Annotated in this window: 15 protein-coding genes; 4 read left to right on the forward strand and 11 right to left on the reverse strand. The window is 71.3% G+C overall.

Translation table 11 applies throughout. From position 1 onward, the window contains the following. Positions 1-98: 98 nt before the first annotated feature. The gene (locus IE273_RS03800) at positions 99-5051 is read right to left on the reverse strand and encodes an NAD-glutamate dehydrogenase (RefSeq protein WP_189813656.1); all 4953 of its coding nucleotides are present in this window, start codon (positions 5049-5051) and stop codon (positions 99-101) included. A 599-nt stretch (positions 5052-5650) separates the two neighbouring features. On the opposite strand from IE273_RS03800, the gene IE273_RS03805 reads away from it, so the two are divergent. Continuing rightward, positions 5651-6217: a DJ-1/PfpI family protein gene (locus IE273_RS03805; RefSeq protein ID WP_014673064.1), complete on the forward strand. Its 567-nt coding sequence runs from the start codon at positions 5651-5653 to the stop codon at positions 6215-6217. A gap of 328 nt (positions 6218-6545) precedes the next feature. On the opposite strand, the gene IE273_RS03810 is transcribed toward IE273_RS03805, so the two are convergent. Beyond that, a complete protein-coding gene (locus IE273_RS03810) occupies positions 6546-7214 on the reverse strand; it encodes an HAD family hydrolase (RefSeq protein ID WP_189813657.1) in 669 nt (222 codons plus the stop codon). A 57-nt stretch (positions 7215-7271) separates the two neighbouring features. Beyond that, the gene (locus IE273_RS03815) at positions 7272-7784 is read right to left on the reverse strand and encodes a DUF6912 family protein (RefSeq protein ID WP_189813658.1); all 513 of its coding nucleotides are present in this window, start codon (positions 7782-7784) and stop codon (positions 7272-7274) included. Between the two features lie 336 nt (positions 7785-8120). Between IE273_RS03815 and IE273_RS03820 the strand changes: the two genes are divergently transcribed. Next, positions 8121-8600 (forward strand): Rv3235 family protein, encoded by a 480-nt coding sequence (locus IE273_RS03820; RefSeq protein ID WP_189813659.1) that lies wholly within the window; start codon positions 8121-8123, stop codon positions 8598-8600. 150 nt (positions 8601-8750) lie between these two features. On the opposite strand, the gene secA is transcribed toward IE273_RS03820, so the two are convergent. Then, complete coding sequence (secA, locus tag IE273_RS03825) at positions 8751-11561, reverse strand: preprotein translocase subunit SecA (RefSeq protein ID WP_189813660.1); 2811 nt, start codon at positions 11559-11561, stop codon at positions 8751-8753. Between the two features lie 253 nt (positions 11562-11814). On the opposite strand from secA, the gene IE273_RS03830 reads away from it, so the two are divergent. Together IE273_RS03830 and IE273_RS03835 are read left to right on the forward strand one after the other, a co-directional pair. Next, complete coding sequence (locus IE273_RS03830) at positions 11815-12384, forward strand: GNAT family N-acetyltransferase (protein WP_189813661.1); 570 nt, start codon at positions 11815-11817, stop codon at positions 12382-12384. Between the two features lie 71 nt (positions 12385-12455). Next, positions 12456-13631: a winged helix-turn-helix domain-containing protein gene (locus tag IE273_RS03835; protein ID WP_189813662.1), complete on the forward strand. Its 1176-nt coding sequence runs from the start codon at positions 12456-12458 to the stop codon at positions 13629-13631. Between the two features lie 3 nt (positions 13632-13634). Here IE273_RS03835 and IE273_RS03840 read toward each other — a convergent pair whose 3' ends face one another. From IE273_RS03840 to mtnA, 7 genes are all read right to left on the reverse strand, one after another. Next, the gene (locus tag IE273_RS03840) at positions 13635-14378 is read right to left on the reverse strand and encodes a response regulator (protein WP_189813663.1); all 744 of its coding nucleotides are present in this window, start codon (positions 14376-14378) and stop codon (positions 13635-13637) included. A gap of 203 nt (positions 14379-14581) precedes the next feature. After that, positions 14582-15280 (reverse strand): ribosome hibernation-promoting factor, HPF/YfiA family, encoded by a 699-nt coding sequence (hpf, locus tag IE273_RS03845; protein WP_189813664.1) that lies wholly within the window; start codon positions 15278-15280, stop codon positions 14582-14584. 312 nt (positions 15281-15592) lie between these two features. Further along, on the reverse strand, positions 15593-16516 hold the full coding sequence (locus tag IE273_RS03850; RefSeq protein WP_189813665.1) for a ComF family protein: 924 nt from the start codon (positions 16514-16516) through the stop codon (positions 15593-15595). A gap of 162 nt (positions 16517-16678) precedes the next feature. After that, positions 16679-18511, reverse strand: a complete 1833-nt coding sequence (locus IE273_RS03855) for an LpqB family beta-propeller domain-containing protein (RefSeq protein WP_229887052.1) — start codon at positions 18509-18511, stop codon at positions 16679-16681. Next, positions 18501-20612, reverse strand: a complete 2112-nt coding sequence (mtrB, locus tag IE273_RS03860; RefSeq protein ID WP_189813666.1) for an MtrAB system histidine kinase MtrB — start codon at positions 20610-20612, stop codon at positions 18501-18503. Before mtrB ends, IE273_RS03855 begins: the two co-directional genes overlap by 11 nt. 1 nt (position 20613) lies before the next feature. After that, the gene (gene mtrA, locus IE273_RS03865) at positions 20614-21303 is read right to left on the reverse strand and encodes a two-component system response regulator MtrA (protein ID WP_005316841.1); all 690 of its coding nucleotides are present in this window, start codon (positions 21301-21303) and stop codon (positions 20614-20616) included. Between the two features lie 118 nt (positions 21304-21421). Beyond that, a complete protein-coding gene (gene mtnA, locus IE273_RS03870; RefSeq protein ID WP_189813667.1) occupies positions 21422-22567 on the reverse strand; it encodes an S-methyl-5-thioribose-1-phosphate isomerase in 1146 nt (381 codons plus the stop codon). Positions 22568-22663 lie beyond the last annotated feature (96 nt).

A 22663-nucleotide genomic window follows, 5' to 3' on the forward strand; every position in this document is an offset into this window, starting at 1 on the left:
GGAAAAGGTAAATTCACCGCACGTTCCGGACGAGAAACGGGCAAGAAGAAGGGCGCCCCGGGGAGACGGTCCCCGGGGCGCCCTTCCTTGCCCTACGGCTACGAGTGCGTCCGCAGCAGCGTCCGCATCGTGCGCATCGCCACCGACAGGTTGGCGAGGTCGAACGAGTCCGAGCTGCGGATCTCGTCCAGCGTGGTGCGGGCACGGCCCAGGAGCGCGCTGTTCTTCTGCTCCCACGCCTTGAACCGCTGCTCCGGCGTCGAGGTGCCGTTGCCCACCGCGAGGACGTCCGCGGTGAGGGCCGCGTGCGCCGCGTACAGGTCCTCACGGATGGAGGCGCGGGCCATGGACTGCCAGCGGTCGGCGCGCGGCAGCTCGATGATGCGGTCCATGAGCTGGGTGATGTCCAGCCGGTCGGCGAGGTCGTAGTAGACCTCGGCGACGTCCAGCGGCTCCTTGCCCATGCGGTCGGCCACCGACACGATGTCGAGCGTCGGGAAGGCGGAGGAGAAGCCGGCCACGCGGGTGGCGAGTTCGTCCGGGACGCCGGCCGCGGACAGCTCGTCGTACACGTGCTGGTACCACTCCACGTCCGCGCCGCGCAGCAGCTTCGGCAGCTCCTGCCAGACCCGCTCGACCCGCTCGGCGAAGAACTCCACCGTCTCGGCGAGCTGGAGCGGCTGCGGCCGGTTGTTGAGCAGCCAGCGGGTGCCACGCTCGACCAGGCGGCGCGAGTGCAGGCGGATGCGGGTCTGGACGGCCGCGTCGACCTGGTTGTCCAGGCCCTCGACGGCGTCCCACACGGGCGCCGAGCGGAAGATCGCGCGGGCCGCGGTCTGGGCGCGGACGATCTCCTCCAGGGAGGCGCCGGTCTCCTCGCGCAGCCGGTGCAGATACGTCGTACCGCCCGTGTTGACCGTGTCGTTGACCAGCACGGTCGTGGTGATCTCGCGGCGCAGCGGGTGGTTGTCGATCGCGTCGGCGAACCGCTCGCGCAGCGCCGTCGGGAAGTACGCGTGCAGCAGTCCGCGCAGGTACGGGTCGTCCGGCAGCGAGGTGTGCAGCAGTTCCTCGGCGACCGTGATCTTCGTGTACGCGAGCACGACGGCGGTCTCCGGGCTGGTCAGCCCCTGGCCCTGGGCGAGGCGCTCGCGGATCTGCCGGTCGGTGGGCAGGAACTCCAGCGCCCGGTCCAGGTGGCCCTCGCGCACCAGGTGGCGGATGAACCGCTGCTGGGCGTGGAGCATGTCCTTCGCCTGGAACAGGGCGTTGGCCAGGGCGGTGTTCTGCGCGTAGTTGTTGCGCAGGACCAGCGCGCCGACCTCGTCGGTCATCTGGGCGAGCAGCTTGTTGCGCTGCTTGACGGTCATGTCGCCGTCCGCGACCAGGCCGTTCAGCAGGATCTTGATGTTCACCTCGTGGTCGGAGGTGTCCACACCGGCGCTGTTGTCGATCGCGTCGGTGTTGATCTTGCCGCCGTGCAGGGCGAACTCGATCCGGCCGAGCTGGGTCAGGCCCAGGTTGCCGCCCTCGCCGACGACCTTGACCCGCAGGTCCTGGCCGTCGACGCGGATGGCGTCGTTGGCCTTGTCGCCGACGTCCCCGTTCGACTCCGGCGACGCCTTCACGTACGTGCCGATGCCGCCGTTCCACAGCAGGTCCACCGGCGCCGTGAGGATCGTCTTCATCAGGTCGGCCGGGGTCATCTTGGTGACCTTGCCCTCGATGCCCAGCGCCTCGCGGATGTGGCTGTTGAGCGGGATCGACTTGGCCGTGCGCGGGAAGATCCCGCCGCCCGCCGACAGCAGCTCGGTGTTGTAGTCGGCCCAGCTGGAGCGGGGCAGCTCGAACAGGCGGCGGCGCTCGGCGTAGGAGACGGCCGCGTCCGGGGTGGGGTCGATGAAGATGTGCCGGTGGTCGAAGGCGGCGACCAGACGGATGTGCTCGGACAGCAGCATGCCGTTGCCGAACACGTCACCGGACATGTCGCCGATGCCGACGACCGTGAAGTCCTCGCTCTGCGTGTCCACGCCCAGCTCGCGGAAGTGCCGCTTCACGGACTCCCAGGCGCCGCGCGCGGTGATGCCCATGCCCTTGTGGTCGTAACCGGCGGAGCCGCCGGAGGCGAAGGCGTCGCCGAGCCAGAAGCTGTAGGTGTTCGCGACCTCGTTGGCGATGTCCGAGAAGGTCGCGGTGCCCTTGTCCGCGGCGACCACCAGGTAGGTGTCGTCGCCGTCGTGCCGGACCACGTCCCGCGGCGGCACGACCTCGCCGGCCACCATGTTGTCGGTGATGTCGAGCAGCGCGGAGATGAACGTCTTGTAGCTGGCGATGCCCTCGGCGAGCCAGGCGTCGCGGTCCACGCTCGGGTCGGGCAGCTGCTTGGCGACGAAGCCGCCCTTGGCGCCGACCGGCACGATGACGGTGTTCTTCACCATCTGCGCCTTGACCAGGCCGAGGATCTCGGTACGGAAGTCCTCACGCCGGTCGGACCAGCGCAGACCCCCTCGGGCGACCTTGCCGAAGCGCAGGTGCACGCCCTCCACGCGCGGCGAGTACACCCAGATCTCGTACGCCGGGCGCGGTGCGGGCAGGTCCGGGATGGCCTGCGGGTCGAACTTCATGGAGACGTAGTCGTGCGGCCGGCCGCCGGACGCGTCCTGGAAGAAGTTCGTGCGCAGGGTCGCCTTGATGACGGTCAGGAAGGACCGCAGGATGCGGTCCTCGTCCAGGCTGGCCACCTGCTCCAGGGCCGCGTCCAGCTCCTCCAGCAGCGCGTCGGTGATCTCCACACCGGCCTGCTGCCGCTCCGGGGACATCCGCGCCTCGAACAGGGAGACGAGGAGCCGGGTGGTGTGGACGTTGTTGCGGAGGGTGTCCTCCATGTAGTCCTGCGAGAAGGTCGAGCCGGCCTGCCGCAGGTACTTGGCGTAGGCGCGCAGCACCATCGCCTGCCGCCAGGTCAGCCCGGCGCTCAGCACGAGCGCGTTGAAGCCGTCGTTCTCGGCCTGGCCGGTCCAGGTCGCGGCGAAGGCCTCCTGGAAGCGCTCGCGGGCGTCGTCGCCGAGGTACTCCCCGCCGCCCGCCGCCCTGGGCATGCGCAGACCGAAGTCGTAGATCCATGCGGTCGTGCGGTCCGCGCAGCGCAGCTCGTACGGCCGCTCGTCGGTGACCTCGACACCGAGCCGGCTCAGCACGGGCAGCACCTTGGAGAGGGAGACCGAGCCGCCCTTCTGGTAGATCTTGAAGCGTCGCTCCTCGGGCGCGGCACCCACCGGCTCGTACAGGCTCAGCGAGAAGGTCCTGTCCTCGCTGAGCTGCTCCAGGTGGACCAGGTCGGCGACCGCGGCCCGCGGGCTGTGGTCGGCCTTGTAGCCCTCGGGGAAGGCGTTGTTGTAGCGGCGCAGCACCTCGGCCGCGCGCTCCTCGCCGCACTCGGCGGTCAGTGCCTCGGCGAACGCGTCGGCCCAGGAGCGGGCCGCCTCGACCAGGCGGGCCTCGATGCGCTCCTTGTCGGCGTCCGACAGCTCGGGCAGCTCGGTGCCCGGCGGGACCCGGACGACGAAGTGCAGCCGGGACAGGATCGACTCGGTGTTCCAGGCGGTGAAGTCGACGCTGATGCCGCCCAGCTCCTCCTTCAGGATGTCGATGATCCGAAGGCGCACACCGGTGGTGTAGCGGTCGCGCGGGAGGTAGACGAGGGCCGAGTAGTAGCGGCCGTACTCGTCCTGGCGCAGGTACAGCCGCAGCCGGCGGCGCTCCTGGAGGTAGAGCACGCTCGTGGCGATCGACTGGAGTTCCGCGACGGGCGTCTGGAACAGCTCGTCGCGCGGGTAGGTCTCCAGGATCTGGAGCAGGTCGCGGCCGTCATGGCTGTTGGGCGAGAACCCGGCGCGCTCCAGCACCTCGTCCACCTTGCGGCGGATGACCGGAACGCGGCGCACGGACTCCGTGTAGGCGGCGGAGGAGAACAGGCCGAGGAAGCGCCGCTCACCGACGACGTTGCCGTCCGCGTCGAACTTCTTGACGCCGATGTAGTCCAGGTACGACGGCCGGTGCACGGTGGCCCGGCTGTTGGCCTTGGTCAGCACGAGCAGCTTGTGCTCGCGCGCCTTGGCCCGGGCGTCCGCCGGGAGCCGCTCGAAGGAGGGGCTGACCGGGTGCTGGTCGTCCTCGGCGTGGTGCGGGTCCGAACGCAGTATGCCGAGACCGGTGCCGGGCACGGCGGCGAGCGTGTCGTCGTCGCGCAGCTGGTACTCGCGGTAGCCGAGGAAGGTGAAGTGGTCGTCGGCCAGCCAGTGCAGCAGCTCGCGGGCCTCCTCGACCTCCGGCCCGGGCAGGTCGCCGGGGACGGGCTCGCCCTCCAGGTTGTCGGCGATCCGGATCGCCGACTCCCGCATCTTCTCCCAGTCCTCGACGGCCTCGCGGACGTCGGACAGCACGCGCAGCAGGTCGGCGGTGATCTGCTTCAGGTCGGCGCGGTCGGTCTCGCGGTCGATCTCGACGTGGATCCAGGACTCGACGTGCGTGTCGTGCGGGAGGTCGCCGGTGAGCCCGGCGGACCGGGCCGGCAGCACCTCGATCAGCTTGCCGGTCAGGTCCCGCCGCACGACGAACTGCGGGTGGATCACGACGTGGATGCCGCGCCCCTGCCGGGTCAGCTCATTGGTGACCGAGTCCACGAGGAAGGGCATGTCGTCGGTGACGACCTCCACGACGGTGTGGCTGCACGTCCACCCGTTCTCCTCCACCGTCGGGGTGTGCACCCGGACGTTCGCGGTGCCCTGGGGGCGGGTCTCGGCGAGACGGTAGTGCGAGACCGCGGCGCCGAAGACGTCGACCGGGTCGCGGTCGGCGAAGTCTTCCGGGGCGGTGTGCAGGTAGTAGCGCTGGAGGAACGCGAGCACGGATTCGCTGTCCGGGGCCGGGGTGCCGGGGGTGCCCTCGCTCGTCGTCCCGGTCGGTAGGTGCCCCCCGACCGGGCTGTTCTCAGCTACCCGGGCGGCCCGTTCGAGCAGCTCGGCCTTGGCTTCGTCCAGCTTGGTCTGCATTGTCCTCTGGCTCCTGTCGCGCGCCGTTGCGTGACGTAGAAGGAAGTACGGTCTCTTTCCCTCCGGCTCGACGCCACGGCCCGGGGTGTCCGGTCCGATCCGACGCTATGCCGCGAGGTGAGATGAGCGGGGGGAATTCGGCCATTCTCGGCACGTCCGTGGAGTGTGACGCTGCTCTCGGCACCGCCGTGTCCCGGGCCGCCCTCGGCGTCCTGGAGGCGTCCGCGCCCCCGTCCCGCCCGCGAAGACCAGCGACCGCGGCCCGGTCACGGAGGTGTTCCGTGCAACCCGGGCGCAGGGCAGGAGCAGGATCGCCCCCGCGAGATATCGCGCTGATCACGCCACAAGGCTATCGCCACTTACCCCGGGCCCGTCATGAGCCGTATGTGTACAAAACCGAGGGGCGAAGTTTGACGTTCTGCACAGCGGCGGGGCGGGGGCGGGTGGCGTAACCGACGGCTGGTTCCCGTCCGGGTCACCCGGTCGCGCCCCCGTGTCCGTGGTCGCACCCTGAAAATCACCGGGCCCTCTTGGCAAGGGGCGCCCGGCGGAGGCACGGTGCCCAGGACACTGTGCGGAGTCTCCCCGGAGGAGCCGACATGCCCACCAAGATCCTCATCGTCACCGGCGACGCGGCGGAGTCCCTGGAGGTGCTCTACCCCTACCAGCGGCTGCGCGAAGAAGGCTACGACGTCCACATCGCCGCCCCGACCCGCAAGACCCTCCGCTTCGTCGTGCACGACTTCGAACCCGGTTTCGACACCTACACCGAGAAGCCCGGCTACACCTGGCCCGCCGACCTGGCCTTCTCCGAGGTCGACCCGGGCGACTACGCGGCCCTCGTCATCCCCGGCGGCCGGGCCCCGGAGTATCTGCGCAACGACCCCGAACTGCGCAAGATCCTCAAGGCCTTCTTCGACGCCGACAAGCCGGTCGCCCAGATCTGCCACGGCCCCCTGCTCACCGCCGCGATCGACTCGCTGCGGGGCCGCCGGGTCACGGCCTACCCGGCGCTGGAGCCGGACATGCAGGCAGCCGGCGCGGGCTTCCAGGACGCCGAGGCGGTCGTCGACGGCACCCTGGTCTCCTCCCGCGCCTGGCCGGACCACCCGGCGTGGATGCGGGAGTTCCTGACGGTGCTCCGCTCCAAGGCACCGGTGAGCTGAGAGACGTCCACCTGGCGCCGTCAGGCTGGCGGTACGCCGGTGGCGTCAGGTCCGCGGTCGGGGTACGCCGGCGGTGTCAGGTCAGCGCTCGTAGTACGCCGGTGGCGTCAGGTCCGCGGTCGGGATACGCCGGCGGCGTCAGCCCGTACTTGCGGTGCGCCTGCGGCGTCAGGTCCGCGCTCGCGGTGCGCCTGCGGCGTCAGGTCGCTGCGGCCGGTCGCGCGGTTCCCCGCGCCCCGGGGAGCCGCAGCGGCCGGCATGGCACGCCCTCCCCCGGTCGGCCACAGCGCCCGGCGCCCTCGCAGACCCGCCTCCGCGCCCCGCAGGGCTACGCCGCCATCCTCCGTGCCTCGGCCACCGCCTCGGCCAACGTGTCCACCACCGGCACCCCCACGCCCTCCAGGCTCACCCGGCTGTGCGACCCCCCGCTGTACAGCACGGCCCGCGCCCCCACGTGCCGCGCGGCGACCGCGTCGTCCGCGGCGTCCCCGATGACCACGGTCCGCTCGGGCGCCACCCTCCCCGCCAGCGCCTGAAGATGCCGCACCATGTGCTCGGCCTTGCTGCCGCCGGACGGCCCCGTACGCCCGTCGACCCGTATGAAGTGCGCCTCGATCCCGAAGCCCCGCACCAGCGGCACCAGGTCCTCGTGCCCGTACATGCTCAGCAGCGACTGGCTGTGCCCCGCCGACCGCCACCCCGAGAGCAGGTCCTCCGCGCCCTCGGTCAGCCGGCACCGCACCCGGTGCTCGGTGTAGTAGCGGTGGAAGACCCCGTCCATCAGCTCCCACTCGGCGTCGGTCGGCAGCCGGCCGAGCAGCCGCTCGTAGAACTTCGGCACCGGCACGCAGTACAGCGCCCGGTACTGCTCCGGTGTGATCGGCGCCAGCCCCAGCTCCGCGAAGGCCGCGTTCGTCGCCCCGATGATCGCGTCATTGTCGTGGAACAGCGTCCCGTTCCAGTCCCAGACGATGTGCGCGCTTCCCTGCGTCCCCATGTCCAAGACCGTACCCGCCCCCACTGACAATCAGGGCACCACCGCGATCAGCGCAGGTCAGCCCAGTCCCACCAGGTTGGGGATCTCCTGTGTGGCGTACCACAGCAGCTCGTGGTCGTCCGCCCCGTCCACGACGAACTGCGCGTCGTCGTCCCCGCCGTCCGCCGCCTCCAACGCGTCCGCCGCGGCGGCCACGTCCGGCTCCGCGTCCTCGGCGTCGACGTGCACGGAGGCCGCCTTCGCGAGCGGCACCGCGACCCGCACGGTGATCTCGCCGAGCGCGGCGGGTTCGAGCGCGCGGTCCGGGTCGACGCTCGCGGCGCCGTCGGGCACGTCCACGGCGACCACGACCCGGCGCCGTACCGCGTCCGGGTCCGCCGCGAGCAGCCGCAGCGAGGCCAGCGCGGCCCGGCTGAGCGCGGCGTACTCCAGCTCCTCGATGTCCTCGGAGAGGTACCACTCGCGCAGCGCGGGCGTGACGGCGTACGCGACGAAGGGGCCGGTCCCCAGCTCACCCGTCTTGTACGCCTCGGCGAGAGCGGGGAGGGTCACGGGGACGTAGACGCGCATGCTGGCCGCTCTTTCCTGTTCCTGGTCAAAGGATCCGCTGGGGCCCCGGGGAGGGCGGCTGGCGCGTCTCCCGGAGGGCCTTCAGGATACGTGCGGCCGTCCCCCTTCGGGCCCCTGCCCGCACCCGCGGAGGCGTCCACTCCAGGCCGTCGATTCACCCCCGCCGGCCGCTTGGCCCTGGGGCGCGGGGCTCCCCCGGTCCCTCGGATAGGTGAACATCGCCGGCCCCCTCCCGCCCGCCGCCGCTCCTTGCCACCCTCTCCGGCGCCCCGTACAAGATCCCCACCACCCAGTTACCGCCCGGTATCCCCCGGGCCCGCCGAACGGGGACGCCCCATGAACAAGGTCATGAGCCGTACCGCCCAGCCCCGCCCGCGGCACCGCCCGCCGACCCGCCGCGACTCCCGCCGCCCCGGCGGCGCCCCGCCCCGCACGGCCGGCCGCCCGGCGGCCACACGGCCGGCGGCGGCCCGTACGCTGCCCGGAACGGCCGTACGGCAGCCCCGGCCCACCGACCTCTTCGCCGAGCGCCTGCTGGCCGTCCTGAGCGGTCAGCGGCCCGTCCACTGGATGCTGCGGCACACCGCGGGGCGCGCCTACGACGACCTGGCCCGCCTGGCCGAACGCAGCCCCCTGCGCACCCTCGGCTCCCGCCCGGTCGTCCAGGACATCGGCTACTACGTCCCCAGCCGGGGCGCCCTGGAGGTCTTCGCCCGCATCGCCGCCGGTGACCAGCTGCGCGCCATGGCCTTCCGCCTGGAACTGGGCAAGGACCTCCGCTGGCGCTGCACGGCGGTGGAGACGGGCACGACGTAGGGCCGGGGCGGCGCGCTCCGCCCCTCGGGGGCGGCCGGTACCCGCGCGGCTGCGGCGGCACAGGGCACCGACCAGCAGGCAACGCAGCAGGGCCGGGCTCCCGGAAGGGAACCCGGCCCTGCTCGACCGCTGAAGCGCCGCGGGCGACCGTTACTTCTTGCGGCGCCGCCCGCCCTTGGCCTGCCGGCGCCGCTCGGCCCGCGTGAGCCCGTCCGACTCGGACCGCACCGGCTCGTCCTCCTCCAGGTCACGCTCGACGATGCCGCCCTCACCGTCCACCGTCGGCGCGGAGAAGTGCAGATCCCGCCGCTGGGGAACGTCCAGCCCCTTCGCACGGATCTCGGGACGCGCGCCCGCCTGCGCCGGAACGGTGTCCTGGACGCCCTCGCCCACCGGCTGGGCCTCCTCGACCGGGACCTCCTCGACCTGCTGCTCGACCTGGACCTCCAGGTTGAACAGGTAGCCGACGGACTCCTCCTTGATGCCGTCCATCATCGCGGTGAACATGTCGAAGCCCTCGCGCTGGTACTCGACCAGCGGGTCCTTCTGCGCCATCGCGCGCAGGCCGATGCCCTCCTGGAGGTAGTCCATCTCGTAGAGGTGCTCGCGCCACTTGCGGTCCAGGACCGACAGCACGACCCGGCGCTCCAGCTCACGCATGATCTCGGAGCCGAGCTGCGCCTCCCGGGCCTCGTACTGCTGGTAGATGTCCTCCTTGATGGACTCCTCGATGAACTCGGCGGTGAGACCGGCCCGGTCGCCGGCCGCCTCCTCCAGCTCCTCGATGGTGACCTTCACCGGGTACAGCTGCCGGAAGGCACCCCACAGCCGGTCCAGGTCCCAGTCCTCGGGGAAGCCCTCGGAGGTCTCGGCGCGCACGTACGCCTCGATGGTGTCGTCCATGAAGTGCCGGACCTGCTCGTGCAGGTCCTCGCCCTCCAGGACGCGCCGGCGCTCGCCGTAGATGACCTCGCGCTGCCGGTTGAGGACCTCGTCGTACTTCAGGACGTTCTTACGGGTCTCGAAGTTCTGCGTCTCGACCTGGGCCTGCGCGGACGCGATGGCGCGGGTGACCATCTTGTTCTCGATCGGCACGTCGTCCGGCACGTTGGCCATCGACATCACGCGCTCGACCATCTGGGCCTTGAACAGGCGCATCAGGTCGTCGCCCAGCGACAGGTAGAAGCGGGACTCGCCCGGGTCGCCCTGACGGCCGGAACGGCCGCGCAGCTGGTTGTCGATGCGCCGCGACTCGTGCCGCTCGGTGCCGAGGACGTAGAGGCCGCCCAGGTCCTCGACCTCATCCTTCTCCGCCTTGACGGCCTGCTGGGCCTTCTCCAGGGCGGACGGCAGGGCGGCGGCCCACTCCTCGATGTGCTCCTCGGGGTCGAGGCCGCGCTGGCGCAGCTCCGCCTCGGCGAGGTCCTCGGGGTTGCCGCCGAGCTTGATGTCCGTACCACGGCCGGCCATGTTGGTGGCCACCGTCACGGCGCCCTTGCGGCCGGCCTGGGCGACGATCTGCGCCTCGCGCTCGTGGTGCTTGGCGTTCAGCACCTCGTGCTGGATGCCGCGCTTGCTGAGCTGCTGCGAGAGGTACTCCGACTTCTCGACGGAGGTCGTGCCGACGAGGATCGGCTGGCCCTTCTCGTGCTTCTCGGCGATGTCGTCGACGACCGCCTCGAACTTGGCCACCTCGGTGCGGTAGATCAGGTCGGACTGGTCCTTGCGGACCATCGGCTTGTTGGTCGGGATCGGGACCACGCCGAGCTTGTAGATCTGGTGGAACTCGGCTGCCTCGGTCATCGCCGTACCGGTCATGCCGGAGAGCTTCTTGTAGAGGCGGAAGAAGTTCTGGAGGGTGATCGTGGCGAGCGTCTGGTTCTCGTCCTTGATGTCCACCCCTTCCTTCGCCTCGATCGCCTGGTGCATGCCCTCGTTGTAGCGGCGGCCGGCGAGGATACGGCCGGTGTGCTCGTCGACGATCATGACTTCGCCGTCGATGACGACGTAGTCCTTGTCCTTCTTGAAGAGCTCCTTGGCCTTGATGGCGTTGTTCAGGTAGCCCACGAGCGGGGTGTTCACCGACTCGTACAGATTGTCGATGCCCAGCCAGTCCTCGACCTTGCCGACACCGGACTCGTGGATGGCGACCGTGCGCTTCTTCTCGTCGACGTCGTAGTCGCCGGTCTCCTCCATGCCCTTGAGCGGGTTGCCGGCCTCACCGCGCTTGAGGCGCGTGACCAGCTTGGCGAAGTCGCCGTACCACTTGGTGGCCTGGTCGGCCGGGCCGGAGATGATCAGCGGCGTACGGGCCTCGTCGATGAGGATGGAGTCGACCTCGTCGACGATGGCGAAGTTGTGGCCGCGCTGCACCAGCTCGTCCTTCGACCACGCCATGTTGTCGCGCAGGTAGTCGAAGCCGAACTCGTTGTTCGTGCCGTAGGTGATGTCGCACGCGTACTGCTCGCGGCGCTGGGCCGGCGTCATGTTGGCGAGGATGCAGCCGACGCTCAGGCCCAGGAACTTGTGGACGCGGCCCATCATCTCGGAGTCGCGCTCGGCCAGGTAGTCGTTGACCGTGATGAGGTGGACGCCGTCCCCGGACAGGGCGTTCAGGTACGCGGGCAGCGTGCCGACGAGGGTCTTGCCCTCACCGGTCTTCATCTCGGCCACATAGCCGAGGTGGAGGGCGGCACCGCCCATCAGCTGCACGTCGTAGTGACGCTGGCCGAGGACGCGCTTGGCGGCCTCGCGGACCGTGGCGAACGCCTCGGGGAGCAGGTCGTCCAGGCTCTCACCGTCGGCGTAGCGCTGCTGGTACTCCGCGGTGAGGGCACGCAGCTCGGCGTCGGAGAGGTCGACGAAGTCCTCTTCGATGGAGTTGACCTGGTCCGCGATGCGGTGCAGCTTGCGCAGGATCTTGCCTTCGCCTGCACGCATGATCTTCGAGAGGACGGACACGGGGGCTGGTCTCCTTGCCGGTCGGGCCTGGGACGGTCGGTTTTCCTTCTGACGTACTGAGCAACGGCCATCGTATGCGAGGACCCGGCTGCGCCGGGAGGCCTGGCGACCCGACGGCTGCCTCACCCAGGACAACGGACGGGGTGACCGGATGGTGCCGCACCGACACGGGGAATTACGCGAAACGTGATCACCCGCTCACACATCGCGAAAATCCATGGCCGGGATGGGGCGTCCCGAGCAGAATCGGGCGATGGAACCCGTCACGCTCACCACGGACCGTCTGCTGCTGCGCCCGGTCGGCCCCGCCGACACCGACGCGGTGTACGCGGCGGCGCAGGACCCCGACATCCAGCGCTGGACGCTGGTCCCCTCGCCCTATCTCCCGGAGCACGCGATCGGCTTCACGGAGCAGATCGTCCCGGACGGCTGGTCGCAGGGCTCGACGTTCACCTTCGGCGTCTTCCTCACGGCCGGCGAGCTGGTCGCCATGCTCGCCCTGACGATGCGCTCACTGGGCACGGCCGAGGTCGGCTTCTGGGCGGCCAAGGAACACCGCGGCAACGGATACGTCGCGGAGGCCACGCTCACCGCCTGCCGGTGGATCTTCACCGAGGTCGGCGTCGACCGTGTCGAATGGCGGGCCGAGGTCGGCAACCACGCCTCCCGCGCGGTCGCCGAACGCGCGGGCTTCACCTTCGAGGGCACCCTGCGTTCCGGCCTCAACAACAAGGGCGTGCGCCGCGACTGCTGGGTCGGCTCCCTGCTCCCCTCGGACCTGGGCCTGCCCTCCACGGCCCCGTACCTGCCCGCGCGTTCCTGAGCCCGTTCGCCGTTCCCGGGGAACGGACAGCTCGTCGCGGGCTGTCAGTGGCACCCTCTATCGTCCGACGCATGACGACCCTTCCGCGCCCGACCACCACTCTCACCGCGGACGACGCCCGCCGGATCGCCCTGCGGGCCCAGGGCCTGCTCGGCGCGCCCGACCGGCGCGCGGGCGTCCGCGGGGTGCTGCGCCACCTCGGCGCGGTCCAGCTCGACACGATCTCGGTGCTCGCCCGCTCCCACGAACTCGTGCCCTACGCCCGGCTGGGCGCGGTCGGCCGCAAGGCCGTGGAGGCCGCGTACTGGACGGACGCCCACGCCTTCGAGTACTGGTCGCACGCGGCCTGCGTCCTCCCCATCGAGGAGTGGCCGCACTTCGCCTTCCGCCGCCGCGCCTACCGGGACCGGCCTCACTGGCACCACGAACTCCCCGACGGCGCCTACGACCAGGTCATCAAGCAGCTCCGCGCGGAGGGCCCGCTGACCGCCACCGAACTGGGCGGCGCGAAGAAGACGAACGACTGGTGGGACTGGTCGGGCACGAAGGTCGCCGTGGAGCGCGCGCTGATGTACGGCGAGGTGGTGTGCGTGGAGCGGCGCGGCTGGAAGCGGGTGTACGACCTGGCCGAGCGCGCGGTCCCGGCCACGCTGCTCCACGACGAGCTGGACGACTCCGAGTGCCTGCGCCGTCTGGTCCGGCTGGCGGGCGAGTCGCTCGGGGTCGGCACGCGCGCGGACATCGCCGACTATCACCGTCTCAAGGCGGAGCAGGTCGACGCGGTGATCGCGGACTCGGGTCTGGTGCCGGTCGAGGTCGAGGGCTGGGGCAAGCCGGCCTGGGCGGACCCGGCGGCCCTTGCGACGCCGCCGCGCGGCCGGCACCGCACCACGCTGCTGTCGCCGTTCGACTCGCTGATCTGGGAGCGGGCGCGCACGGAGCGGCTCTTCGGCTTCACCCACCGGCTGGAGGCGTACGTCCCCAGGCCCAAGCGGGTCCACGGCTACTTCGCGATGCCGGTGCTCGCGGGCGGCCGGCTGGTCGGGCGTGTCGACCCGGCCCGGGAGGGCCGCACGCTGGTGGCCAAGCAGGTCACCCTGGACGGACCGAAGGCGGTCCCGGCGGTGGCCCAGGCGCTGGTCGAGGCGGCGGCGTGGGTGAGCTGCACCGACGTCCGCGTCGAGCGCGTGGACGCATCCGAGCTGCGCGAGCCCCTGCACAGGGAACTCGCCGGGCTGCTCGGATAGGCGCTAGCGGATCTCCAGGATCTTCTCCCGCATCGCGTAGACCACGGCCTCCATCCGGGAGTGCAGTTGCAGCTTCTCCAGGATGTTGCGGACGTGGTTCTTCACGGTGTTCTCGGAGATGAACAGCTCCTTGGCGATGTCCCGGTTGTTCATGCCCGTGGCGACGAGCTTGAGGACCTCCAGCTCCCGGTCGGTCAGCCGGGGCGCGGGCACCAGCCGGCGCTCGTCGGTGCGCTGGATCATCGACTTGAACTCGGTGAGGAGTTTCGACGCCATCGACGGGCTGATCTGCGACTGTCCGTCGGCCACCGCGCGAATGGCGGTGGCCACCTCGTCGGTCGAGATCTCCTTGAGGAGGTATCCGGTCGCACCCGCCTTGATCGCGTCGTAGAGGTCGGCCTCCTCGTCGCTGATCGTCAGCATGATGATCTTCGCGCTGGGGGCGACCTCCTTGATGGAGGTGCAGGCCTCGATCCCGCCGCGCTTGGGCATGCGGACATCCATCAGCACGATGTCGGGCAGCAGGTCGGCGGCCTTGTCGACGGCCTCGGCCCCGTCGCCCGCCTCACCGACGACCTGGATGTCCTCCTCGGCCGCGAGCACGATCTCCAGGCCGCGCCGGAAGAGGGCGTGGTCGTCCACGACCAGGACTCTGATCGGCTCGCGCGACGAGCCCGCGTCCGGGCCCCTGCCGATGACATCGTCGTCGGCGCCCCCGTCCCGCATCGGTCCGAAGGTGTCCGCCATCGTTCCTCCCCCTGAAGGCTGTGGCCTGTGGTCCTGTGCCATCGCCAACCCAAGGCAGCGGCCCACCGGTTGGGCCGGTGCGGCCATGATTTCATGCCCGGGCGGCACCGAGGTGACGTGCGGGGCGTGAAGTGGTCGCACACCGGTGCCCCTGGGGGCGCACACGCGCTCCAGGGGCACCCGCACAGCTTCAGCCGGGGGGATCAGCCGCCCAGCGTGCCACCCGCCGCGGGGGGCTGCGCCTGCGCCTCGGCGACCATCGGGTCGGTGCTGAGGTGGATCACGCCGTAGTCGTAGGCGTGTCGCCGGTAGACGACACTGGGTTCCTTCGTCTCGGAGTCGACGAACAAGTAGAAGTCGTGGCCGACCAGTTCCATCTCGTACAGGGCCTGGTCGAGCGTCATCGGGGAGGCGACGTGGGTCTTCTCGCGGACGACCAGGGGTCCCTCACCCTTGACCTCCAGCGAACCGATCTTCTTGGTCGGCACTCCGTCCGTCTCCTCCTCGTGGACGGGGAGGCCGCTGCCGTTCAGTGTCGCCGCGCCGGGGACGTGGTCGGGGACCTCTGCCGCCGAGATCCGACGTGCGCCACGGCGCGAGAACCGCTTGTCGTGCTGCTTGCGCAGCCGGGCGTCCAGCTTCTCCGCCGCCAGGTCGAGCGCCGCGTACGGATCGCTGGCCGCTGCCTCCGCCCGGATCACCGGACCGCGGGAGCGGAGCGTGATCTCCACTCGGTCACAGCGGTCGGCCTGTCGGGGGTTCGGCTCCTTGGACACCTCGACGTCGAGGCTGATCACCTTGGCATCGAGCCTCTGGATCTTCTCCAGCTTCAGCTTCTCGGCCACGTGCTTGCGGAACCGCTCGGGCACCTCGGTCTTGCGGCCCTTGACGACGATGTCCACGCAGAACTCCGTTCCCGGATCGCTCCGCTGCGTCGGCGGAGCATCTCCCTTTCGCACCAGGTCCGGTGATCACCGGACCTCGGACTCGGTGACTTCCACCTCCTCCTCCCCCATGGGCGAGATCTCCACCCCACCGATGCGGGTGATTGCAGAAAACCCGCGGCACGGCAATCGGATATGAGAGGTGTGGCCTGCGCCTTTCCTCACACCCGAACATATCTCGCCCGGACGGATGTCGTCACCCTCTACTGCGACGTACCTCCATTCAGGTGAATTACCCCTGTCACTAGCTGGAACGATGCACGTTGACGATCAGTTCCTGTTCATTTCGAAAGAATCGTGAGGAGCTGCGATCACGGCGGCATGGAGGATCTGCCGCAGGGCGTTCGGCACCGCATTTTCCGGTGCACTATGCACCGACTCCCTTCTCCCCGGCGCACCGATCCATCGTTCCTCCCTACCTTCCCGAGTTGCGGCCTCATACACGGCCGTCCTGCCCTCGGGACGGGACAGGGCCGGCTCCCGCAGGGCCCGCGCCGCCTCCGCGAGGCTGGCGCCCGTCGTCATCAGGTCATCGACGAGCACGACGGGGCCCCCGCCGAGCAGCCGGCCGCCTCCCGGACCGACCTCCAGCGCCCCGGCGAGGTTCGCCAGACGCCGCCGCGCGTCCAGCCCCGCCTGGTCGGCCACGGCCCGCCGCTGGCGCAGCACGGCCGCCACCCGGGCCGCCGTCCCGGTGCGCCGCAGCTCGCCCGCCGCCGCGAGCGCCATCCGCCGCACCGGATCGTGCCCACGCGCCCGCACGGCCCACCGGGCGGAGGGCACGGGAACCAGCAGCACGGGCCCGCGCCAAGGCCACCCGGCCGACCCGGCGCCGACGTGGCCACCGCGGTCCGCGCCGGCGCGGGCACCACCGTCAGCGCGGACCGCGGCACCGCCGCCCGCGCCCAGGCTCGCCCGCACGGCTCCCGCCAGCGCCGTACCCAGCGCTCCCGTGAGCGTCAGCGCACCGCGTTCCTTGTGCGCGAGCAGCAGCGCGCGCACCTCGGCCGCGTAGGGAGCCACCGCGTGCACCACCGGCAGCCCGGCCGGCTCCGGAACCGGCCGCACCCGCCGCGGCGCGCTCCCGTGCAGCGTGGCCCGGCACCGCGGGCAGAGCGCCGTACGAGGTGCCCCGCAGCCCGCGCAGTCGGCCGGCAGCACCAGGTCGGTGAGGTCCTGCCACCACCCCCGCATGACCACCACTGTGCCCACGCGACCGCGGGTCGGCCACCCCTGTGGACAACGCCCTGTGGATAACTCGGCGCGCGACTACGGGGAGGAGCGTTCTGCTCTGAGCCGTCCCATGCGTACCCGTCTCGCGCTCAGCGCGGGTACACCGCCTCAGCCGTCCCGCGCTCAGCCCGGATAGACCGGCGCCGACCCGTCCTTGTCGACCTTCTGCCACTGCGCTCCGGACGGCAGTCGTACGATCCCGTCCTCCGAGTAGGCCACCAGCGGCACCCGCTCGTCCTCGGACGCGGCGATCGCCTTGACGCTGGTGAGCGCGCCCGGTGCCGGGCCGTCGAGGGTGGAGCCGTCGACCTGGACGTACCGCATCTGCTGCACGCCCCCCTGCTCCTGGCCGACGACCAGCAGCCTGCTGTCCCCGGCCCAGGAGATGGCGCTGACCTGCTCCAGGTCCGGCGCCGCCGACCGCAGTCCGTCCACCGAGATGCCCTGCCCGGTTCCGTCGTCGCGCTGGATCCGCCCGATGAAGAGGGACTGCTTGCCGTCCTTCTCCACGACCAGCGCGATCCGCGCCCCGTCGGCGGCCACCCGCGCGTCCTCGATCTGGCCGGACAGGTCCGGGACGGCGACCGGCTCCGGCTTGTCGGCGCCCTGTTCCAGGACGAACAGCCGCGGCCGGTGCGGGTCGCGGTCGGCCACCCACAGGTCGCCGCGGGCGTCCCAGCTCGGGGTGGCGAGCCGGTGGTCGGGGGTCGTGCCGGCGCTGGTCAGCAGCGGATCGCCGAGCGATCCGTCCGACGCCAGCGACGTCACGTACAGCGTCCTGCCCTCGTCGCCGATCCCGGCCGCGGTGTGCTCGTCCCGCGACACCGCCACCGACTGCAAGCCCCTGCCGCTCTCGCCCAGCGGACCCGGCACCGGCACGGACGCCGTCCCGGTGCTCCCGGTCTGCATCCGTACCATCCGGTGCTTGCCGTCGAGGAAGTACAGGTAATCGGGACGCTTGGACGACCCGTGCCAGGCGACGGACTCGGCGCGCTCCCCGGTCAGTTCGCACAGCCGGTCGTCGCCGGTCCCCCGCAGCTCGACGGAGTCCAGCGTCGGCGCCAGGTTCCGCAGGGTGAACAGCATCTGCGTCGCCATCTCGGTGCACCTGCCCGGCGCCACCCGTGACGGCTTGAGGTTCAGCGGCACCGTCAGCCTGTTCTGGTCGTCCGGTGCCAGCCCGGAGACGCCCTTCTGCAACGCCGTACCGGTCGGGAAGCTCGACCTGACCACCGGTCTGAGCCACGTCGTGGGTCCGTTCAGCAGCGAGCGGACCAGTTGGGTCATCGGGTCGACCTTGCTGCGCACGAACACCGGGTCGGCGACCGCCACCGGCTGGCCGCTCGCCCCGACGGACGCGTCGGAGGCGAAGTAGTACTTGTCGACGGACCTGTAGTTGCGCTGGAAGTCCGACTTGCCCATGACGACCCCGTCGGGCAGCCCGTCGATGCGCCACTGCCCGTTCTTCGGGTCCTTCGTGAGGTGCAGCTTCTTGCGGTAGGTGCCGTCGGCGGGCTGGTACGCCTGCTGCTCGTCGACCGTGGCGACCTGGCTGCCGGCCAGCACGCAGGTGACGCTGTTGGTCTCCTCCCGGCCGCCCGGACGGCAGTCGGTCTCGATGGTCGGACCGTTCGCGAGGACGGTGGTCGACTGCTCGGGCCGCCAGGTGCGGGCCGCGTCGGCCGTCAGGTACTTGCGAGCCGTGTCGTATCCCGGGTCGTCGCTGGTCAGCGCCTCCAGGAAGCCCTGCATGATCTCGCCGGGACCGGCGCCGTCGGCCGGCGGCATGGCGAACACCCGGACTCCGGTGTCCTGCCGCGGCGTGGACTCCACGTCCCGCAGGTCCCCGCTGTCGGGCATCGAGGCACAACCGGCCAGCAGTACGACACCCAAGGCGGCGTACGCCACCGCGCGCCACGACCGCCGCCGTGCGCCCCCCTCGCGGTCAGCGGCCACGAAATGCCTCCCCTGGCTCGGTCGAGTCCTCCGGCGTGGCCGCGTCCGGCCGGCCCGCGTTCGCGCCGGGCTCCGGACGTGCGGCGGGCCCGTCGACCGGACGCCGGGCGCCGGCGGTGGGCCGGGGCACGACGCGCGCGCCGTTGCCGTTGCCGGGCAGCGCGGTCGGGTCGACGGCCGGGGTGGCAGTGGCCAGCCGCGGCGCGATCTCCGCCCGCGGCGGCAGCGTGGGCGCCTGGACGCCGTTCTGCTGCACCGGAACGGTCGCCCGCTTCTCCTCGCCCGCCCTGGGCAGGCCGGCGTCGTCGAGGCCGCGGTTGCGGCGGGAGTCCTTGGGCTCCAGCGGTATCGGCGAGCCCCGCAGCGGCTCGTCCGCCGTCCTGGGCAGCGTCAGCCGGAACTGGGAGCCACCGCCCGGCTCGCCCCACGCCTGCAACCAGCCGCCGTGCAACCGCGCGTCCTCCAGGGCGATCGACAGCCCGAGGCCGGTACCGCCGGTGGTACGCGCGCGTGCCGGGTCGGCCCGCCAGAAGCGGCTGAAGACCCGGGTCGCCTCACCGGGCTTGAGTCCTACGCCGTAGTCCCGCACCGCGACGGCCACGGCTCCGCCCGCGGCGGCCAGCTTGACGACGACGTCCTTGCCCTCGCCGTGCTCGACGGCGTTGACGACGAGGTTGCGCAGAATCCGCTCCACTCGCCGGGCGTCCGCCTCGGCGACGACGGGCTGCTGGTCACCGAGCACCCGTATGCGCGTGCCCTTGCGCTCGGCGAGCGGCTCGGCACCGCTCACGACCCGCCGGACGACCTCCCTGAGGTCTATCGGCTCGGCCTCCAGCGCCGCCGCCCCGGCGTCGAAACGGCTGATCTCCAGCAGGTCGGCGAGCAGCGACTCGAACCGGTCCAGCTGGTCGGCGAGCAGCTCGGCCGACCGCGCGGTGACCGGATCGAAGTCCTCGCGCGCCTCGTGGATGACGTCCGCGGCCATCCGGACGGTGGTCAGCGGGGTGCGCAGCTCGTGCGAGACGTCGGAGACGAACCGCCGCTGCATCCGCGACAGGTCCTCCATCTGCTGGATCTTGCCCTGCAAGTTCTGCGCCATCTTGTTGAAGGCCTCGCCCAGGCGCGCGATGTCGTCCTCGCCGGTGACCTTCATCCGCTCCTGCAACCGCCCGGCCGACAACCGCTCCGCGATCCCGGCCGCCATCCGCACCGGCGTGACGACCTGCCGCACCACCAGCCAGGCGATGGCGCCGAGCAGGACGACGACGAACAGCCCCGCGGTGGCGAGCGTGCCCTTGACCAGGCTCAGGGACTTCTCCTCCTGCGTGAGCGGGAAGAGGTAGTACAGCTCGTACGGACGACCGTTGGGGTCGTTGACCTGCTTGCCGATGACAAGCCCCGGCTGCGAGTCCCTGCCGCCGTAGTAGACGATCCGCGCGTTGCTCTGGACGGCCGATGTGCCGCTGTTGACCCGCTCGCGCAGGGCGGCGGGCACGCTGGACGTCGGGTTGACGTTCCCGGAGCCGCGCGGGCTGCGTCCGCCGCCGCTGTCGTCGCCCACGGGCAGCGTCACCACGTCGAAGGCGCCCGCGCCGCCGCTGGACAGCGACTCCACGAGGTCGCTCATCCACTGGATGACGTTCTGCGACTGCCGCCCGTCCCCGGTCGCCGTGCCGTCGGCGGCACCGGCCCCGGCTCCCGCACCGGTCCCGCCGGCCGCCTCGTCGGCCTTCTGCTTGGCCACCGCGAACCCGCCCGTGGCCTGGCTCTGCGACGCCTTGACCTTCGCGTCGAGCAGGCCGTTGCGCACCTGCCCGATCACGACGAAGCCCAGCAGCAGAACGACACCGAGCGACATCAGCAGGGTGGTGGCGACGACCCTGAGCTGGATGTTGCGCCGCCACAGCCGCATCACCGGCAGCAGCGGACGGCGCACCCAGCGCAGGAACAGACGAAGGACCGGGCTGCCCTGGACCCCGCCCTCAAGCAGCCCGCCGTCGAACATGGCCCGCCAGCGCGCACCCGCCGCCGTCCGGCCGACAGGCCGCCCCGGACGGGCCCCAGAACCGCCGGGAGCCGAAGCGGCGCTGTCCCCGGACATGTCAGCTCGGTCCGGCCTTGTAACCGACACCACGGACGGTCACCACGATCTCCGGCCGCTCCGGGTCCTTCTCGACCTTGGAGCGCAGCCGCTGGACGTGCACGTTGACGAGCCGCGTGTCGGCCGCGTGCCGGTAGCCCCACACCTGCTCCAGCAGCACCTCACGGGTGAACACCTGCCAGGGCTTGCGCGCGAGCGCGACCAGCAGGTCGAACTCCAGCGGGGTCAGAGCTATCGACTGCCCGTCCCGCTTCACCGAGTGCCCGGCGACATCGATGACCAGGTCACCGATGGTGAGCTGCTCCGGCGCCGGCTCCTCCGACCTGCGCAGCCGCGCCCGGATCCGGGCCACCAGCTCCTTCGGCTTGAACGGCTTGACGATGTAGTCGTCGGCGCCCGACTCCAGGCCCACGACGACATCGACGGTGTCGCTCTTGGCCGTGAGCATCACGATCGGCACACCGGACTCCGCCCGGATCAGCCGGCACACCTCGATGCCGTCCCGTCCGGGCAGCATCAGGTCGAGCAGCACCAGATCGGGCTTCGCCTCACGGAAAGCGGCCAGCGCCTTGTCGCCGTCGGCTACGAAAGACGGCTCAAAACCTTCACCACGCAGCACGATGCCGAGCATCTCGGCCAGTGCGGTGTCGTCGTCGACGACAAGGACTCGTCCCTTCATAAACGACATCATCCCATTCTCATAACAGCGACAGGCGCCCTGGTGAGGGAGGTCACTGGCCGGTGACGATAGTCGTACGGGGCCGTCACTGTCTGCCCCTGTCCGTCGACGACGGTGCCGGTCACCGATGTCAACCCGACGCCTGCGGAGCCCCAGCCGGAGGCCGGGCGCACAGTTCCGCGAGCGCCTCGGCCGTCACGGGCGAGATCACTCCCTCCTCGGTGACGATCGCCGTCACCAGTTCGGGCGGGGTCACGTCGAACGCCGGGTTGTACGCCTGCGTCCCCAGCGGTGCCATCGGAATCCCACCCCCTGCTCCCGCCGCCTGGGGCGCCGCCATCTCGGTCACCTCGAAGCCGGGACGCTGCTCGACCTCGATGGACGCCCCGTCGGGAGTGCCCGGGTCGACCGTCGTCAGCGGCGCCACCACGATGAACGGCACATGGTGGTACCGGGCGAGCACGGCGAGCGGATAGCTCCCCACCTTGTTCGCCACCGAACCGTCGGCCGCGATCCGGTCCGCTCCGATCAGCACCGCGTCCACCTCACCCGCCGCGAACAGGGAACCCGCCGCGTTGTCCGTGAGCAGGGTGTACGCCATACCGCTGCGGGCCGCTTCGTACGCCGTCAGGCGAGCGCCTTGCAGCAGCGGACGCGTCTCGTCCACCCACAGCCGCCGCAGCCGGCCCGCCCGGTGCGCGGCGAGGGCCACCGCGAAGGCCGTGCCCTCCCCGCCCGACACCAGCGACCCGGTGTTGCAGTGGGTCAGAATCCGGTGCCCGCCGCCGGACAGCAACTCGTCCAGCAGCGCCAGACCATGGGCCGCCATCCGGGCGCTGGCCTCGGCGTCCTCCTGGTGCAGCGCCCGCGCCGCGGTCAGCGCCGCCACGGCGGCCGCGGTCGGGTCGCCGGTCCGTGCCAGCGCCGCCTCGTGCGCCGCCCGCGCCCGGCGCACCCCGACGGACAGGTTCACCGCGGTGGGCCTGGCCTCTTCGAGCGCCCGCGCGGCCTCGGCCACGTCGAAGCCCCGCGCGGCGGCGAGCGCGACGCCGTACGCCCCCGCGATCCCGAGCAGCGGCGCCCCGCGCACGGCGAGCGAACGGATCGCCTCCACCAGCGCCGCCGCGTCCGTGCACACCAACTCGACCTCTTCGGCCGGAAGCCTCGTCTGATCGAGAAGGACCAGTACGGGACCTTCTGGTGGTTCCTCCCATCGAATCGCCGGTATCTCGGTCGGCCGCTTGTCCCCGCCGGTTCGCGCCTGCTGATCAACCATGCCGTCAGTCTGCCCCGGATCCAGCGGACAATTGAAGGTATCCAGCCGCCACCATGGCCGATCCCCCGGTGACCAGCCCATGGCACGATGGCTGCC

This window comes from Streptomyces olivaceoviridis, from assembly GCF_014650115.1.
Taxonomy (GTDB): Bacteria; Actinomycetota; Actinomycetes; order Streptomycetales; family Streptomycetaceae; genus Streptomyces; species Streptomyces olivaceoviridis.

What these genes read in the sequence shown, in the direction of transcription:
- IE273_RS03830 (WP_189813661.1), top strand. Translation starts at nt 11,815, where the DNA reads ATGGAACCCGTCACGCTCACCACGGACCGTCTGCTGCTGCGCCCGGTC.
- IE273_RS03820 (WP_189813659.1), top strand. Translation starts at nt 8,121, where the DNA reads ATGAACAAGGTCATGAGCCGTACCGCCCAGCCCCGCCCGCGGCACCGC.
- IE273_RS03840 (WP_189813663.1), bottom strand. Translation starts at nt 14,378, where the DNA reads ATGGCGGACACCTTCGGACCGATGCGGGACGGGGGCGCCGACGACGAT.
- IE273_RS03800 (WP_189813656.1), bottom strand. Translation starts at nt 5,051, where the DNA reads ATGCAGACCAAGCTGGACGAAGCCAAGGCCGAGCTGCTCGAACGGGCC.
- IE273_RS03815 (WP_189813658.1), bottom strand. Translation starts at nt 7,784, where the DNA reads ATGCGCGTCTACGTCCCCGTGACCCTCCCCGCTCTCGCCGAGGCGTAC.
- IE273_RS03805 (WP_014673064.1), top strand. Translation starts at nt 5,651, where the DNA reads ATGCCCACCAAGATCCTCATCGTCACCGGCGACGCGGCGGAGTCCCTG.
- IE273_RS03810 (WP_189813657.1), bottom strand. Translation starts at nt 7,214, where the DNA reads ATGGGGACGCAGGGAAGCGCGCACATCGTCTGGGACTGGAACGGGACG.
- mtrA (WP_005316841.1), bottom strand. Translation starts at nt 21,303, where the DNA reads ATGATGTCGTTTATGAAGGGACGAGTCCTTGTCGTCGACGACGACACC.
- mtrB (WP_189813666.1), bottom strand. Translation starts at nt 20,612, where the DNA reads ATGTCCGGGGACAGCGCCGCTTCGGCTCCCGGCGGTTCTGGGGCCCGT.
- mtnA (WP_189813667.1), bottom strand. Translation starts at nt 22,567, where the DNA reads ATGGTTGATCAGCAGGCGCGAACCGGCGGGGACAAGCGGCCGACCGAG.
- IE273_RS03850 (WP_189813665.1), bottom strand. Translation starts at nt 16,516, where the DNA reads ATGCGGGGGTGGTGGCAGGACCTCACCGACCTGGTGCTGCCGGCCGAC.
- IE273_RS03835 (WP_189813662.1), top strand. Translation starts at nt 12,456, where the DNA reads ATGACGACCCTTCCGCGCCCGACCACCACTCTCACCGCGGACGACGCC.